Origin of the sequence: Paraburkholderia sp. J7, assembly GCF_905220155.1 — a bacterium.
Classification (GTDB): Bacteria; Pseudomonadota; Gammaproteobacteria; order Burkholderiales; family Burkholderiaceae; genus Paraburkholderia.
Window position 1 is genome coordinate 114,804 of record NZ_CAJMYZ010000009.1, and the last position, 16,268, is coordinate 131,071.

A 16,268-nucleotide genomic window follows, 5' to 3' on the forward strand; every position below is an offset into this window, starting at 1 on the left:
CGAGCGCCTGGCGAGTTCGCCAAAGCGTACTGCAAAAAAGTACCGTTCCGGCTAACGTTAAACGGGCGGTAATAAAAGTCGTAACGCCCATTCGCGACACTCGTAATCATCCCTGTCCCGATATCGTCATGTTGGCTGGTCCGGAGAATCCGGCCGCGGCGGCTTCGACGAAGGCTCCGCATCGAAATGGACGATGAACGCATGCAGCGGTTCGCGCCTTTTCTCGGGGCGCGCCGGCGCGTCCGGGCGCTCGCGCTCCCGGTCCGTCGCCTCGGGCGCATCAGCAGGCGGCGCAACTGGCCCGGCCGGCGCTCTCGCAACCGACTCGAAATCGCCCTTCGACCCTTTGTTCGCCATCGCACTCGTCTCCATCGCGTTCGCCATCGCGCACATCAAACGACGGCTTGAACGTTCTCTCCCACTTCGGGGCGCTCGAACGCCACCGCCGCGCCGCTCGCGTCGAACAGCGTGACCGCGGACGACGCCACCTTGATGCCCACGCGTGCGCCCGGCTCGTACTGCGCGTCCTTCTTGTCGAGCTTGAGCGCAATGGCGTGCGCCATGCCGTCCAGACGCGCGTGCAGGATCGACACGTCGCCCAGATGCTCGACCAGTTCCACGCGAGCGGCGATGCCTTCGTCCGCGAGGCCGATGCTCAGGTGTTCGGCACGCACGCCCAAGGTCAATTCGCCATTGAGCGCACGGTCCGGCCGACCCGACAGCGCGATGCGATGGCTCGCGCCCGCGAGCGCCAGGACGGTTTGCACGCCGTTTTGCGACACCACCGTCGCGTTCAGCATGTTCATTTGCGGCGAGCCGATAAAGCCGCCGACGAAGCGGTTCGCGGGCCGGTCATACAGATCGAGCGGCGCGCCCGTCTGTTCGATGTTGCCCTTGTTGAACACCACGATCTGCTCGCCGAGCGTCATCGCCTCGACCTGATCGTGCGTCACGTAAATCATCGTCGTGCCCAGCTCACGGTGCAGCTTCGCCAGTTCGATGCGCATCTGCACGCGCAGCGCCGCATCGAGATTCGACAGCGGTTCGTCGAACAGAAACACGCGCGGCTTGCGCACGATCGCGCGGCCAATTGCAACGCGCTGCCGCTGGCCGCCCGAGAGCGCCTTGGGCTTGCGTTCAAGCAGGTGCGTGATCTGCAGGATTTCCGCGGCACGGCCCACGACTTCGCGCACTTCGCGCTTCGATTTGCCCGAGAGCTTGAGCGAAAAGCCCATGTTCTCCGCCACCGTCATATGCGGATAGAGCGCATAGCTCTGAAACACCATCGACACGCCGCGGTCCACCGGCTGCAGATCGTTCACGCGCACGCCGTCGATCAGAATGTCGCCGCCGCTCACTTCCTCGAGCCCGGCGATCATGCGCAGCATGGTCGACTTCCCGCAACCCGAAGGTCCGACGAATACCGTGAACTGCCCGTCCGGAATATGCAGATCGATGCCCTGAATGATCTGCGGACCTTCACCGTACGTCTTCACGACGTTGCGCAATACGAGTTCGCCCATTGTTACGTCCTCCTTAGTGCTCTTGCCTTGCCGTCCCGCGCGATTTCGGCGTCTCGTCCTCTGTCGCGCGGGTTACGGTGCTGTTCTCTGGGCCCGCGTTAGCGGGCTGCCTCGGCGGCCGCATGCTCCGCGATGGCCTCGCTATACCAGTGCGCGCTGTCCTTCAGCGTGCGCTTCTGGGTCTCGTAGTCGACATACACCATGCCGAATCGCTTGTCGTAGCCGCACGCCCATTCGAAGTTGTCCAGCATGCTCCATGCGAAATAGCCGGCTACGTCCACGCCTTGTTGCGCGGCATCGGACAGCGCAGCCAGGTGCAGATCGAGGAAACGGATGCGGTCGGTGTCCTGAACACGTCCGTTTTCGAGCACGTCTTTCGCCGCGCAGCCGTTCTCAGTGATGAAAATCGGCGGCAGCTTGTACTCGGCATTGAGCTTCGTGAGGAGCTCGGTCAGGCCTTCCGGATAGACTTCCCAGTCCATGTCCGTGAAACCGTGGACGCCCGGCGGACGCTTGTCGCCCGAAGCGCTCGCGAAAATACGCGTGTAATAGTTGATGCCGAGGAAGTCGAGCGGCGCGCCGATGATGTCGAAGTCGCCTTCGCGAATGACTTCCTGCGGGCCGTTTGCGCCATACCAGCTCAACGCTTCGGCCGGATATTCGCCCTTGAAGATCGGGTCCATGTACCAGCGCACGAACTTCGCGTATTCGAGCGAGGCGGCGGCGATATCTTCAGGCGCGTCGGTCGCGCCGTGTGCCGGCGACTGGTTGAGCACGATGCCAAGCGGCGCCTTCACGCCGTCGGCACGCATGGCCTGAACCGCGAGGCCGTGCGAGAGCAGCAGATGATGCGCCACGTGAGCGGCTTTCTTCAGGTCGGCGTTGCCCGGTGCGAAGTAGCCCGTTGCATTGCCGAGCCATGCGGTACACCACGGCTCGTTGTGCGTGGCGATTGAAGCAACCCGGTCGCCCAGCACGCTGCCGATCTTGCGTGCGTAGTCGGCAAAACGATACGCCGTGTCGCGGCTTTCCCAGCCGTTCTGCGCCGTCTGCAGCGCTTGCGGCAAGTCCCAATGATAGAGCGTGGCGAACGGTTGAATTCCGCGCTCGAGCAAACCGTCGACCAGACGCTCGTAGAACGCGAGGCCCTTGTCGTTGTACGCGCCCCGGCCGTCCGGCTGCACGCGCGGCCATGCGATCGAAAAACGGTAAGCATTGACGCCCATTTGCGCCATCAGATCGAGGTCTTCTTCGAAACGATGGTAGTGATCGCAGGCCACGTCGCCGCTTTCGCCTTTCACGACCTTGCCGGGCACGCGGCAGAACGTGTCCCAGATCGACTCGCCACGGCCGTCTTCACGCGCTGCGCCTTCGATCTGATACGAGCTGGTGGCCACGCCCCAAACGAAGTCTTCCTTGAATCGAAACGTCGACATAACGATAGGTATCCTGATTAGTCGTGTTCGCTTTTCGGCGAACGTGCTTGAAATGAAAGTGTGAAACTCAGGCTTTGACCGCGCCGGTCGTCAAACCGTCGATCAAACGCCGCGAGGTGAAGGCGAACAGCACGAGCAACGGCACCACCGCCACCGCGGACCCCGCCATGACCGCGCCCCAGTCCGAGTTGGTCGGGCTTTGCAGAATGCGCAGCGCGAGGGGCAGCGTGTACATCGAAGGCGAACGCAGCACAACCAGTGCCGAGAGAAAGTTATTCCAGGCCTGAATGAAGCTGATGAGCCCGAGCGTGCCCAGTGCCGGCCCGAGCAGCGGCAGCACGATGCTCCAGTAAATGCGGAACTCGCCGCAGCCGTCGATGCGCGCCGCCTCGATCAGGTCGGACGGAATCGCCGACGCGATGTACTGGCGCATGAGGAACACGCCGAGCGCGGCGGCAGCGCCTGGCACATACAGCGCGCGCGGCTGATTGATCCAGCCGAGCAGGTTCATCGTCATGAAGGTCGGAATCATGCTGAGAAACGGCGGCACCAGCATGGCCGTGAGCGCAACGGCAAAGAGCGTCTTCTTGAAGCGGAACTCGTACATCGCGAACGCGTAACCGGCCATCGACGTGACGAGCAGCGTCAGCACGGTCTGAATCGTGGCCGTGTAGAAGCTCCAGCCCAGATTGCGCCAGAACGGAATGTGCCGCATGAGCGAGGCCATGTTGTCGAGAAACGCGTTGCCGAACCAGAGCGGCGGCGGCATCGAGAAAATCTCGGAACTCGTGTGCGTGGCGAAGACGAACATGAACCAGAACGGCGAGAACATCAGCACCGCGCCCGCCAGCACGACGGCATAACCCGTATAACGTGCCTTGTTGTTGGACAGTTTCATCGCTGTGCCTCCTCTTTCATGCCGCTGCGGTGGAAAATGCGCGTGTTGAGCCACATCAGCGCGGAGATCGTGATAAAGAGCAGCCACGCAATCGAACTGGCCGTGCCGAAGTCGCCGTCGTGGAATGCCGTGCGATACATGTAGACCGCCGTGGTCAGGCCAGACTGGCTCGTCCCCATGCCGTCGTTCGGGAGCAGGATGAACGGCTCTTCGAACAGTTGCAGCCCGCCGATGATCGAAAGCGTGACCGCGAAGAAAATCATCGGCTTCAGAAGCGGGATCGTGATGCGCGTGAACTGTTGCCAGCCGTTTGCACCGTCAATGCGCGCCGCTTCGTAAATGTCCTTCGGAATGGTCTGCAGTGCAGACAGATACAGCACCGTATTCCAGCCCACATAGCGCCAGAACACGACAACGGAGACCGCCGGTTTCACATTGGCCGGGTTGTACAGCCACTCGATCGGTTTCGAAGGCACGATCCAGTGCAGCCCCGGAATCTTGCCGATTTCGGCAATGGCGAGGTTGATCATGCCGAAGTCGGTCGAATACAGCGACGAGAAAATCAGCGCGATCGCCACGCTCGACGTGATGAAGGGCAGAAAGTACAGCCCAACCACGAAATTGCGCCAGCGGCGGAACGCGGTTTGCAGAAAGAACGCCAGCGGCAGCGCAATGAGGTGCTGCGGCGCACCGGACATGACCGCCATCGAGGCCGTGTTGTAGAGCGATTTCCAGTACCACGGGTCAGTCAGCGTGAACGTGAAGTTCGACAGGCCCACCCACTTCATGCTCGCCAGTCCCGCCGTCGCGTCCCAGCTCTGGAACGAGAGATACAGCGAAAACAGCAGCGGAAAGGCCAGGAACACCGCAAACAGCACAAAAAACGGCGCGAGAAACAGGTACGGCGCAATCTTGACCGGATTGAGCCGCAGCTTTCCGCGAGCGTGGGTGAGCGGCGCGAGCGTGTCGCGCGCGAGCCCTTCGCGGGAAACCTGTTCAGTTGTGGGCAGAGGAGAGTTCATCAATAGTTCCGTCCATTCGGGCGTGGCCGGCCCAGGTGGGCGGCCACGCTGTTGCAGCGGGCTTCAGAGCGCGGCGTAGCGCCGCGCCATTTCATCAAAACCGCTTAACGGCGGACACGATGCGTGATATCAGCCTGCGCTTCCTGCAGTGCCTGGTGGATGTCCTCGTTGCTGTCGACCACCTTGTCGAGCGCCGAGTGGACCGCCTCTTCGGCAACCTGGTCATACTTGCTGCGCTGGATCGCCGGGATATGCGCGGCGGCATCACGCCAGATCAGGCGAGCTTTTTCGTCGCCGAGGAACGCCACGGGCTGCGCGAAGAAGTCGTCGTGCTGGGCGGAAAGCAGCGCCGGGAACGCGTCGATCGAGCGGAACGAAGCGAGCTGCTCGTCCGTGCGCGTCGTCAGGAACTTGATGAATTCCCACGACAGTTGCTTTTGCGTGGCCTTCACCGGGATCGACCAGAACGTGCCGCCAAATGATGCATAAGCGCCGCCAGGCAGATTCGTTGCGCGCCAGAGGCCCTTCGTGTCCGGTGCGATCCACGACGAGAGGTGGCCGCCAAGCCACGCGCCCATCATTTGCGTTGCCACCGTGCCGCGCTTGAAGCTTTCGGCCCATTCGTTCGACCACGGCGTGATCTTCGCGTCGAGGCCGAGATCACGCGCCTTCTTCGCAAGCTCGAACGCCTTCACGAAGCGCGGCGACGTCACGACCGGATTGCCGGCCTTGTCGAAGTACACGCCGTCGCCTTCCTTCAGGTCGGCGCGAATATAGATGTCTTCGATATCGCGCGACGACGCCATCAGGTACGCGCCCGTCGCCTTCTTGATCTTCTGGCCGGCCGCGAGATACGAGTCCCACGACTTCGTCAGGTCGGCTTCGGTCACACCCGCCTTGTCGAGAATGTCCTTGCGGTAGAACAGCGTGCCCGGGCCGATATCGCCCGGCATGCCGACAATCTGGCCGTCCTGCGTGGTGGCCTGCGCGAACGTGTAGTTGATGAACTGGTTCTTGTACTGACCCGCGCTATAAGGCGGCTTGGCCAGATCTTCGAGACCGCCACCCGCAGCGAACCGGCCGATGAAGCCGACTTCCACGGCCATCACGTCGGGCAGGTCCGAGCTGGTCGCAAGCGCGGTGGTCATGGCGTTGTGGTGGTCGCCGATCGCGAGCGACGACACCTTGATGTCGACGTCCGGATGCAGTTTCTTCCACGCGGGAATCGCGTCCTTGATTTCCTGGTCGAGCTTCGGAAACACCGCGACAGTCAGCGTGGTGTTGGCATGCGCGGCCACGGTAGCGAGGCTCAGCAAAACGGCGGCGGCAGTGCCTGAAAAACGGAAATTCATTACATGTCTCCTGATGAAACGTTTGTGAGTGACGTTCAAATGCTCCCCTGCTGCTACGAACTACTTCCCCTGTTGTATTGATTCGTCATGCTTAACGACATGCTTGCCGCGCTCTGATGTCTGAAAGCGCTTTCACGGCAAAACTAAAAAAACGGCCCACCAAGGACACACACGTGGGCACGACCTTCACGCACGTGCATCTCCCCCGCTCAACGAAGGTCCGATCCGACGCGTCGTTTCGCGCGTGACCAGCGTGAGCGGAATCGGGCTCAGTGCCACCGGCTGCTTGCGGATCATCTGCACGATGCCTTGCGCCGCGAGCCGGCCGATTTCATAGGTCGGCTGCCTGACCGTCGTCAAAGGCGGGGTCATATACGAAGAGGTCGGCAGATCGTCGAAGCCGACCAGCGATACATCCTCGGGCACGCGCACGCCGCGGCGAAACATCGTCAGACGCGCGCCGTACGCAGTCTGGTCGTTCGCACAGAACACCGCACTCAGCGAAGGCCGGCGCGTCAGCAGCCGCTCCATCGCCGCGACACCGCCGGTTTCGAGGTAATCGCCCTGCTCGACCAGATCGGCGTCGAAGCCGATGCCCGCTTCTTCCAGCGCGCTGCGGTAGCCGTCGAGACGCTCGATCGCGTCCTCGTGATTGCTCGGGCCGGCAATGAATGCGATTTCGCGGTGGCCCTGCTCGATCAAATGGCGCGTCGCGTCGCGCGCGCCCTGCAGGTTGTCGATCGGCAGGCCTGCCAGCGCCAGGCCGTTTTGCACCGAGCGCCCCAGCACGAGCATGGGTGCGTAGCGCGAATATTCGGTGAGCGTTGGCTCGTCGAGTTGTGCGTGCAGCAGAATGATGCCGTCCACGCGGCGCGCGATGAATTCTTCGAGGCGCGCCTTTTCGTCGACGACATTCCAGCGGCTGCTCACGAAAATCGGCGTGAAGCCCGGCTCGGCAAGCGCCTCTTCAATCCCGCGCAGCCACTCGGCGTAAAACGGACTCGACACGGCCTGCGTCAATACGCCAATGGTTTCGGTCCGGCCGCTCGCAAGACTGCGCGCCAGCACGTTTGGCCGATAGTTGAACCGCGCGATGGCCTCTTCCACGGCTCGCTGCTTTTCGGGAAGCACGCGTGCGGTGCCGTTCAGGATGCGCGACACCGTGCTGGGAGACACGCCGGCTGCGCGCGCAATTTCTTCCAGCGTCACGTTCGGGCCCGAAGTTGGACCACCAGGGACACTGGGCGCGCCGGGTGTTTCGTTGGTGCCGTCGGTCATGAGCTCCGCCTGAACATTTCCATGAAAGCGCTTTCAAATACTGAAAAAGCGATTCCCGATACGAATTCGAATTGACTAAGTGAAACAACAAACCACAGAAAAAGCAGCCGGTGCGACCAGGGTGGAGGAGAGATCGCACCGGCCTCTCTAGAGAGAGAATTAAGCAATACCTGACACAAAGAGATCACAACAACTACAGGTCAAACAAACTCAAATCAGAACATGTGCATGATGCCCGCGAACACACCGGTCTGGCTGTGGCCATAGTTCGGGTTGTCGTTCGACGACGTGCCCGTCGCCGCGTCGAAGTTGTTGTTGCCGTACGGACCGTTGCCGAGGTTGATGTTCGACGTCGAGCTGTTGTGCACGTAGCCAGCTTCCGCGTACAGGAACGTGCGCTTCGACAGGTTGTACGTCGTGCCGAGCGTGAACAGCGTGGCGTTGCCGTTGCCGTTGTTCGCGTTCGCGTGGAACACGGCAGCCGTGATCGCCGAAGCGTCGTTCACCTGCCAGCCAGCGCCGATCCACTCGTGATTCACCGCCGTCGGTGCGCTCACGCCAGCCGGCTGCGTGCCGGTCACGCCCATGCTTGCGTCGGTGGCGTCCGGTGCGCTCAAGTGCTGGTAGCCTGCATACAGCTTGACAGGACCGAGCACGTACGTGCCACCAACGAGAATCGAGCGCGAAGCCGAATACACGTTGTTGAACGAGCCGTTTGCACCGCGGACTTCGTCATAGATCACGCGGAAGTCGCCGCTGCCCCACGTGTAGATACCTTCAACCGCGTTCGTACGGCCCTGGCCGGTCGGCACACCTTGCGCGTTGACAGGCGCCGAGTTCCAGCTCGTGTTGTTGGTCAGCGAATACTGGCCCTTGAACACGAGGCCGCCGAACAGCGTAGGCGAGTCATATTCCGCGCCGTTGCTCGTGCTCGCCCAGTTACGGCCGCGCACCAGCGTCGAGATGGCGTAACGCTGCATCAGCTGCGGGTCAGCGCCCCAGCTGTCCTGCGAGAGTTCACCGGCGCCGAGGTTACCGATCTTGAACAGACCGAAGCGGTCGTTGGTCAAGCCCACCGTGGCATGACGGCCGAACAGGTTGCCCGCCGAAGCGCCCGTCATCGTATTGAGCTGGCCTTCCAGCTGGAAGACCGTCTTCGTGCCGCCGCCGAGATCTTCCGAACCGAGCAGGCCGAACCAGGAGCAACCCCAGTCGCCGCTCTGCGCCGAGAACTTGTTACCGCCCGGCAGGCCGGTCTCATACTGCACGCCGTTGTCGATACGACCATACAGGGTGACGCTGCTCTGCGCGTGCGCCATCGTCGTTGCAGCTGCCATCACCGACAAAGCAATAAGCTTCTTTTTCATTAGGTATCCTATATATATTTTGGCGTCTCCAAACCGCGCAGGTCGCGTGCGCTCTACACGTTACCTACCAGGCTGCCTCACTGAAATGTCCCGAATCACATTTCGAGGCGATTATAGGGACGCCCCTGCTCCGTGTATCGAACCGGCAGGTTAGGGAAAACGCTGTTACCGATAACAGTTGCACGCCGCCAGGTCCCGGAGTAGGCCCCTGCTTTATGACCATTCTGTTATGGTCACAAGCCTCCCAAATCCGTTTGTGGTCGTGAGGGAAAATATGCGCGGCGTGGGAAATGTTCCGAACACCCGTGCTACAGCGGCCAAATTGCGCTTGACAGCGCTTTCAAACGCCGCGCTTCGATGTTGTGAAGTTGCAACGACGAAACGAAAATTCTTGCCCGTTGCATCTTCAGCTTTCCGGTTGGGGGTTGACAGCGCTGTCACCAGCACGCGTGGGCGATAGCGACTATGATCAAGGTATACCCTGCCGGGCAATGAGTTGAGATTTGCCGGTAAGCACGCTCAGCGCGGGACGATGCATGAATCCCGCGGGCTTTCCGGTTTCACATGATCGCGCCACGCAACACCCCGCGCCTCGACTCCCGCTGTTCCCCGCCACGTCGCGCGCGCGACGTCCCGTCCGAACGCAATGCACCAGCACGCACCAGCGTCACTTTCGCCGGGCAAAGCCCTCGACGCGCCGTTGCGGCTTCCACCGTGCTGCGCGAGGCGGCTTGCCCTCTGACTTCCGCGGCCCTGCGTTGAAGCGGGCCGGAAGGCTTGCTGCCGGAATTGACCGGCACTTCTGCCACACTGCAAGGAGGTATCGTGAAAGCCATCATCACTTCCACGCTCGCATTACTGATTTCCAGCGCCATCGTGCCGGCCGTTCAGGCTCAAACCGATTCCGGAGCAAGCAACCCGCAACTCGCACACGACGTCCGGGTCAGTCTCGCGCGCAACGGCGTGAGCAATTCTCATGTATTTGTTTTTGCCAGGGGCAATACGGTCACGCTGCTCGGATTCGTGCCGGAACACGAACAGGTCGCGCTGGCCGAACGCACTGCGGCGGCCGTGCCCGGTGTGCAATCGGTGGACAGTTGGCTTGCTCGCGGACGCTGAAGCCGGTGAGAGTGAATGGAACGCCGCGCGCGGACGCGACCCGTATCGTCCGCGCACGGCGTTTTATTTATTGATCGTGCCGCGTAACACCGCGTTTGATCCGCTTTAACCAGCCGCCGCGCCCACAGTCGGTCTGCTGCAGAAACACGGCAATCACGATGATCAGGCCTTTGAGGACCAGCTGGGTATTGCTGTCGATATCGTTGAGCAACAGAATATTGCCAAGAAAGCCGAATATGAGCACGCCGGCCACCGTGCCCGATATGCGTCCAACGCCGCCGGAAAGACTCGTCCCGCCAATCACCACGGCCGCAATCGCATCGAGTTCCCAGCCGGTCCCGGCATCGGCCTTCCCCTGGCGGTACTGCGCCGCATAGAGCACGCCAACCAGCGCCGAGAGCAGGCCGGAAATGGCGTAGGCCATCATCTTGTAGCGCTTGACATCGAGCCCTGAAACCACGGCGCATTTTTCGTTTCCGCCGATTGCGTACAGATATTTTCCGAACACGGTGCGATTCATCACGAAACCGAAAACCAACGCGATCACGAGAAAGAAAAGCGCGGGTACCGGAATCAGATTAAACAGCAGCGCTCGCAGGTTCTCGATATCCGCCGTGGCATTCGTTCCGCTGTAAATCGAATAAACGGCAGTGTCCTGTCCGGCGATCAGCCGCGCGGCCCCAAGTACGCCGACCATGGCCGCCAGCGTGACGATGAACGGCTGCATGCGCCCGCGCGTGATGATCCATCCGTTGATGCTGCCCACCGTGAAGCCCGCAAGCGGCACGATCCAGAGCACGCCTGCAAGCGGCATGCGGTGCGCCGCGTGCAACGCGATATACAGGCACGCCAGCGCCGCGCACAGCAGCGCAACGCCGCCGCGCACCGCGCGTGCGGCTCCGGTATGCGCGCCTGCTACGCGTTGCCGCCTGCGCCATGCACCCAGCACGATCCATACGATCGAAAACACGGCAATGGCGTTGAGCACGAGCGACGCGTAAGTCGCGCGGCTCCAACCTTCCGTGGTAAGGAGCATCGCGGTCAGCACGCTGCCGAGGCCCATGATCGCCCCGACGGAAAGGTCGATGCCCGCAGTGATGATCACGAGCGTCATGCCGATCGACATCACGCCGACGTTCGCGACCTCGCGAAACACATCGGAGATATTTGCGCTGGAAAGAAAGATGTTGCTGCCATCGGTCGAGTGAGGCGAGGTGAATGCGCCCACCACGAGCAGCAAAATCAGCCCCAGGTAGTACTTCAGGTGCGTCATGAGTGTGCTCAGTTGACGCCTGCGCGTTGGCGCATCCGGCTCGGCGACATGGTCCTGCACGTGCTGCATGGTCAGCCTCCAGTCAGGAGCAATTCAGGCGCAATTCAGGGCGAAGCGAGATCGATCAGCAGGTCGCCGGAAAAATCGCTGCGCGGCACGATCTGTTTGGCACGCCCTTCGCACAGCACGAGAATGCGGTCGCACAGCAAGGTCAATTCGTCGATCTCCGAACTCGCGATTAGCACCGTCACGCCCGAGCGCGCCGCGTCGAGTATCTGCCGGTAAATCTCCGCTTTGGCGGCGACGTCCACGCCGCGCGTCGGCTCGTCGAGCAGCAGGATGCGCGGCTTCGTCATCAGCCATTTGCCGATGATGAGCTTTTGCTGATTGCCGCCCGAAAGGCTATTGGCGCTCTGCGCAAGGCTGCGATGCTTGACCCGCGAGGCGCGCGCCTGTTCGGCGGCCCAGTTGCACAACCTGCGCCGCCTGTAGAACGGAAAGCCGGGCACACGCGGCAACGACGGCAGCACGAAATTTGCTTCGAGCGACTGGTCGAGCACGAGTCCATCCTTCTTGCGGTCTTCGGTCACGAACGCAAGACCCGATTGTGCAGCTTCGTCTGGAGACCTGAATGACTGGCGCCGCCCCGCGATGGCAATGGCGCCCTCCTGCCGGTAGGCCGAGATCCCGTAGATGGCTTCGAGCACTTCGGTCTTGCCCGCGCCGAGCAAACCCGAGAGGCCGAACACTTCGCCCTCGCGCACCGAAAACGAAACATCGCGCACCATCGCGCGCGCGGGCCCCCACAGCGAAAGATCGCGCACCTCCACACTCGTGGCGCGAGCGCGCGGCGCCTCGTCCGCGCCGCGCTCGGGCGGCGCGAAGTCCTTGCCGATCATCATCGAGACGAGCGCCGTCGAGGACTCCACCTGCGCGACCGGCAGCGTCGAGATGCGCCGGCCGTCGCGCAGCACGGTCACGCGGTCGGCCACGGCGAAGACTTCGCCCAGCCGGTGGCTGATCAGCACGATGCCCATACCGCGCTCGCGCAGTTGCCGCGTGAGTGTGAGGAGCGCGTGTGTCTCCGCGTCGGAGAGCGCCGAGGTCGGCTCGTCCATGATCAGCACCCGCGCTTCGGCCAGAAGCGACTTGGCGATTTCCACCAGTTGCTTCTCGCCCACCCGCAGCGCGCCGACCAGCGTGTCGGGGCTCGCGCGAAAGCCCAGTTGACCCAGTACGTCGCGCGCAGCCGTGCGCATGGCGCGCCGGTCCGGAAAGCCCCAGCGCGTGCGCGGTTCCTTGCCAAGAAAAATATTGTCGACAGCCGAAAGCGTATCGACGAGATTCAGCTCCTGATGAATGATCGCGATTCCGGCATCGATCGCGTCGTTCACGCTCGCAAGGCGTGTGGGCACGCCTTGCACGCGTATGGTTCCGCTGTCCGGCGTATAGAGCCCGCCCAGCATCTTCATGAGGCTCGACTTGCCCGCGCCGTTCTCGCCGACGAGCGCATGCACCTCGCCCGCCACGACATCGAAGTCGACGCTCGACAACACAGCGCTGCCGTTGAACGATATCGAAAGGCCTATCGCTTCGATCAGCGCAGCGTTGGCAGTGGCAGTGGCATTCATTCAGGAGTGGCTAGCAATATACGCCTTCGCGTTGTCGGCAAAAATGCCCTGCGTCGGCAAGGTGACCTTCTTCGGGATCTTTTCGCCACCAAGCAGCTTGAGCGCCTGGCGTATACCTTCGGCGCCGGGCGTGGGGTACATGAACGTGCCGGCAAGCAGCCCTTGCGCCACCCAGGTGGCGCCCTCCTGCGGCAAGCCGTCGATGCCCACGAACTTGATGCTCTTGTCGCGCCCGGCATCCTTGGCCGCAAGATAGGCACCGTAGGCCATGGGGTCGTTGTGCCCGTAGACAACATCGATCTTCGGATTTACGCGCAACACCGTCTTCATGTACTCGTAGGCCTTGTCCTGCTTCCAGTCGCAGTCCACGCGCTCGCCCACGAGCTTGATGCCGGGCTCTTTGCCGGTCACGCTCACCGCGCCGTCGTGGCGATCGTGCGCGGGTTGCGCGCCGAAGCCGCCCCACACTTCCACGAGATTGCCCTGTGCGTGTCCCGGCCCGCCCATCAGCTTGACGATGAATGCGCCGGCTTCGCGGCCGATCTGCACGTTGTCGCCGCCAATGAACTGCGTAAAGGATTCGCCGTTCACCTCGCGATCGAGCACAAACACGGGAATGCCTGCTTTATAGGCTTTTTCCACCACGCCGGTCAGCCCCGCCGACTCCTTGGGCGAAATGAAGATCGCATCCATCTTCTGGGCGATGAAATTCTCCATGTCGGCATTCTGCTTGTCGGTGCGATCGCCTGCATCCGCAATGATCAAATCGACCTGTGGATGCTTCGCGGCCTCGGCTTTCATGTCCTTGTTGAACTGCACACGCCAGGGCTCGACCGTGGTCACCTGCGAGAAGCCGAAGCGATACTTCTTCTGCTGCCCGAACGCGGGAGCGCTGAGCGTCCCGAGAAGACCCGCTGCACCGGCAAGCGGTACGGCGACCAGACCCGCAATCAGAATGCGTCGTTGACTGTCCATTGCCCTGTCTCCTTTGTTGTCTGAACCGGGCGGCGCGTACGGCCTGCCTCGGGTGCTACGAAAATAAAACGTTATAGCGGCGGCGCGGCGGACACGCTCGCCGCTTCGCCCCATTCGTCATACCGCATCGGGCCCGTGCTCTCGCGCACGCGCAGGTCGGCGCGCATGCGCAAGTGCACGATCTCCGGGTTCTCGCCCTGCAGCTGTTTGTGCAGGAGGTGCCAGATGCCGCGGGCGATCGCCTCGGCGGGTTGGCGAATGGAACTGATGCCAGGACGCAGCACCGACATCCACGGCGCGTCGTCGAAAGAAAGCAGCGAGATGTCGTCGGGCACGCGCAACCCCGCGTCGCGTATCGCCCGCAGCGCGCCGAGCGTCGCGACGTTGGCGCCAGTGAAAAGCGCTGTGGGACGCGCGCGCGCGGCGATCACGCCGAGCGTCGTCGCATGGCTTTCGGTATCGCTCATGCCGCACACCACGACGTTGGCGTATTGTGCAAGCCCGGCGCGCTGCATCGCGTCCTGATAGCCCTGGGCGCGCTCGCGGCTGTTCACGAGGTCGAGCGCATTGACGATGAACGTAATGCGGCGGTGACCGAGCGCGATGAGATGCCCTGTGCCGTCCATGGCCGCGCGATGGCTGTCGGTCGTAACGGTATTGGCGGGAAAGCTGTTGTCCACGCGATCGGCCATCACGAGCGGCACGTCGCATTCGCGCAGTTCGCTGATCGCGTGCTCGTAACCGTGGCACGGAATGATGATCATGCCCGCCACCTGGCGCGACAGAACGAAGCGAATGCGCTCCGCCTCGCGTTCCGGGTCCTCCTGGGCGTGCGCGAGGATCAACCGGTAACCGGATTCGAGTGCGTGATCTTCGAGTGCGCAGACCAGCTCGATGAAGAACGAATTGGTCAGGTCGGGCACGACAAACCCAATAGACGTAGAGCGGCAACTGCGCAATTCGGCGGCCAGGCTGTTGCGGCGGTAGCCGAGCTTGCGGGCCGCTTCCCAGACCTGCCGCTGCCGCGCTTCGCTCACATTCGCGGCCCCGGCAAGCACCTTCGATGCCGTGCCCAGCGAGACACCCGCCGCGGTCGCAACGTCCTTGAGTGTACTGGCACTTTTCTTGCGGTCGTCCATGCTGGTCTGTCCGCCCGAAGTGGTCCGCCTGTTGCTATCCGTCTGAACTGAAACGTTTCATAGAGTAGGAAATGGATTTTCAGGCTTCAAGGGAGGGTTTACCGGGGCGCGGAAGAAAGAGCAAAAACTAGCGGTAGTTCACGAAGTTGATGATGTCGTTGAGGAACCACGGAAGAATCAGTTGCGTGTCGGGGTCGCTTACGCCCACGGTGAGCCTCGGCGGCTTCGAGCCGGGCGCGCCGGGCTTCGCGGAATCGGGCGTGTGCAGCATGTAGGTGTCCGTGTCGGCAGCGGGCGGCGGCGATGAAGCACAACCGGCAAGCAGGAACGCGATGAACGCTGCGCAGCACAAACGCTTCATGATCGGCAATCTCCTGCCACGTGACACTGAGAAGCCCAAGCGTACCATCGGCCCCACCGCGGCCGTGCGCAGATGTGCATGCGCCGGAAATGCAGAGCTAATTCGGCGCGAACACTTTGGCGCTTATTCAGCACGCAATTCCACGTCTGAAATTCGCCATCTATACAGGATTGGGAAAACCGAATAATCGCGATTTTGGAAGGCACACGTTGCACAACGCCAATACGTGCAACGTGGCCTTTTCGAAAACGTGTGATGCACTTAGCGGAATCCGTAAACGAGAACTTTCTTCCCCTCGAATTGTTCTTGCACGCCTTGATCGCAATTCGGCGGACACGTCGTGCCGTCGGCGGCGGGACCGGACGACGGCGAGTACGCTTTATTGACAACGGATTCGATGAGCGTGCCGTCGGCGGAAATCACGATTTGCAGGTCGGTTTCCACGCCTGCCGGTACCGGGCCGCCACTGCCATAAACCACTTTCATCGTGCCTGTGCAATCGGAATTCACCGTGTAGGTGCCGCTCTGGTACGGATTGAACGTAGTCTGCCCGCCTTTGGGCAGCCCATTGATCATGCCGAAGTCGGTGCGCGTGAATTTACCTGAACCGTCGAACGTCACGATGGCGACGTCATCGAGCGTCGACGGTGAGGCAAATGGGTGCAGCTTGTCATTGCCGTCCAGCAAGCCGAGAATTTCGCCGTGACCGTGAAATCCATAAGGTCCACTTAGCGTTGCGCGCGAGCATAGGCCTCCGGCCTGTGCGACGCTGCTGAGCGAGAGAAGTGCGAAGGCTGCTACCGGCATGATTCGTGAATGCTTGATCTTCATGGTCATCTCCTTGTCACCGTGTCAGGCGCCGGGCTCCATAACGCGCAGCGGGCCAACCCACTC

Annotated in this window: 15 protein-coding genes; 1 reads left to right on the forward strand and 14 read right to left on the reverse strand. The window is 61.9% G+C overall.

The window, feature by feature from the left end:
- Window positions 1-126: 126 nt before the first annotated feature.
- The 8 genes from U5A58_RS16530 to U5A58_RS16565 all read right to left on the reverse strand — a co-directional run bounded on the left by U5A58_RS16530 (window position 127) and on the right by U5A58_RS16565 (window position 8,876).
- Window positions 127-357 (reverse strand): hypothetical protein, encoded by a 231-nt coding sequence (locus U5A58_RS16530; RefSeq protein ID WP_321962240.1) that lies wholly within the window; start codon window positions 355-357, stop codon window positions 127-129.
- Window positions 358-392: 35 nt separating this feature from the next.
- Window positions 393-1,523, reverse strand: coding sequence for a sn-glycerol-3-phosphate ABC transporter ATP-binding protein UgpC (locus tag U5A58_RS16535; protein WP_321962241.1), 1,131 nt, complete (start codon window positions 1,521-1,523; stop codon window positions 393-395).
- 98 nt (window positions 1,524-1,621) lie between these two features.
- Complete coding sequence (locus U5A58_RS16540) at window positions 1,622-2,959, reverse strand: GH1 family beta-glucosidase (RefSeq protein ID WP_321962242.1); 1,338 nt, start codon at window positions 2,957-2,959, stop codon at window positions 1,622-1,624.
- Between the two features lie 67 nt (window positions 2,960-3,026).
- On the reverse strand, window positions 3,027-3,857 hold the full coding sequence (locus U5A58_RS16545) for a carbohydrate ABC transporter permease (protein ID WP_158762185.1): 831 nt from the start codon (window positions 3,855-3,857) through the stop codon (window positions 3,027-3,029).
- Complete coding sequence (locus tag U5A58_RS16550) at window positions 3,854-4,879, reverse strand: sugar ABC transporter permease (RefSeq protein ID WP_321936025.1); 1,026 nt, start codon at window positions 4,877-4,879, stop codon at window positions 3,854-3,856. Before U5A58_RS16550 ends, U5A58_RS16545 begins: the two co-directional genes overlap by 4 nt.
- Window positions 4,880-4,983: 104 nt before the next feature.
- The gene (locus U5A58_RS16555; RefSeq protein WP_321962243.1) at window positions 4,984-6,231 is read right to left on the reverse strand and encodes an ABC transporter substrate-binding protein; all 1,248 of its coding nucleotides are present in this window, start codon (window positions 6,229-6,231) and stop codon (window positions 4,984-4,986) included.
- A 186-nt stretch (window positions 6,232-6,417) separates the two neighbouring features.
- Window positions 6,418-7,509 (reverse strand): LacI family DNA-binding transcriptional regulator, encoded by a 1,092-nt coding sequence (locus U5A58_RS16560; protein WP_321945663.1) that lies wholly within the window; start codon window positions 7,507-7,509, stop codon window positions 6,418-6,420.
- Window positions 7,510-7,724: 215 nt separating this feature from the next.
- Entirely contained in the window at window positions 7,725-8,876 is a 1,152-nt protein-coding gene (locus U5A58_RS16565) for a porin (RefSeq protein WP_321911294.1), read from the reverse strand.
- Window positions 8,877-9,701: 825 nt separating this feature from the next.
- On the opposite strand from U5A58_RS16565, the gene U5A58_RS16570 reads away from it, so the two are divergent.
- The gene (locus U5A58_RS16570) at window positions 9,702-9,995 is read left to right on the forward strand and encodes a BON domain-containing protein (RefSeq protein WP_321911295.1); all 294 of its coding nucleotides are present in this window, start codon (window positions 9,702-9,704) and stop codon (window positions 9,993-9,995) included.
- 67 nt (window positions 9,996-10,062) lie between these two features.
- Here the strand turns inward: U5A58_RS16570 and U5A58_RS16575 are convergent, their stop codons facing one another.
- The 6 genes from U5A58_RS16575 to U5A58_RS16600 all read right to left on the reverse strand — a co-directional run bounded on the left by U5A58_RS16575 (window position 10,063) and on the right by U5A58_RS16600 (window position 16,205).
- A complete protein-coding gene (locus U5A58_RS16575) occupies window positions 10,063-11,337 on the reverse strand; it encodes an ABC transporter permease (RefSeq protein ID WP_321962244.1) in 1,275 nt (424 codons plus the stop codon).
- A gap of 35 nt (window positions 11,338-11,372) precedes the next feature.
- A complete protein-coding gene (locus U5A58_RS16580; protein ID WP_321962245.1) occupies window positions 11,373-12,899 on the reverse strand; it encodes a sugar ABC transporter ATP-binding protein in 1,527 nt (508 codons plus the stop codon).
- Window positions 12,900-13,874 (reverse strand): substrate-binding domain-containing protein, encoded by a 975-nt coding sequence (locus tag U5A58_RS16585; RefSeq protein ID WP_321962246.1) that lies wholly within the window; start codon window positions 13,872-13,874, stop codon window positions 12,900-12,902.
- A gap of 71 nt (window positions 13,875-13,945) precedes the next feature.
- Window positions 13,946-15,013: a LacI family DNA-binding transcriptional regulator gene (locus tag U5A58_RS16590; RefSeq protein WP_321962247.1), complete on the reverse strand. Its 1,068-nt coding sequence runs from the start codon at window positions 15,011-15,013 to the stop codon at window positions 13,946-13,948.
- 127 nt (window positions 15,014-15,140) lie between these two features.
- Window positions 15,141-15,374 carry a hypothetical protein gene (locus U5A58_RS16595; protein WP_321911304.1) on the reverse strand — a complete coding sequence of 78 codons (234 nt, stop codon included), beginning with the start codon at window positions 15,372-15,374 and terminating at the stop codon, window positions 15,141-15,143.
- Window positions 15,375-15,635: 261 nt separating this feature from the next.
- Window positions 15,636-16,205, reverse strand: a complete 570-nt coding sequence (locus U5A58_RS16600; protein ID WP_321962248.1) for a hypothetical protein — start codon at window positions 16,203-16,205, stop codon at window positions 15,636-15,638.
- Window positions 16,206-16,268 lie beyond the last annotated feature (63 nt).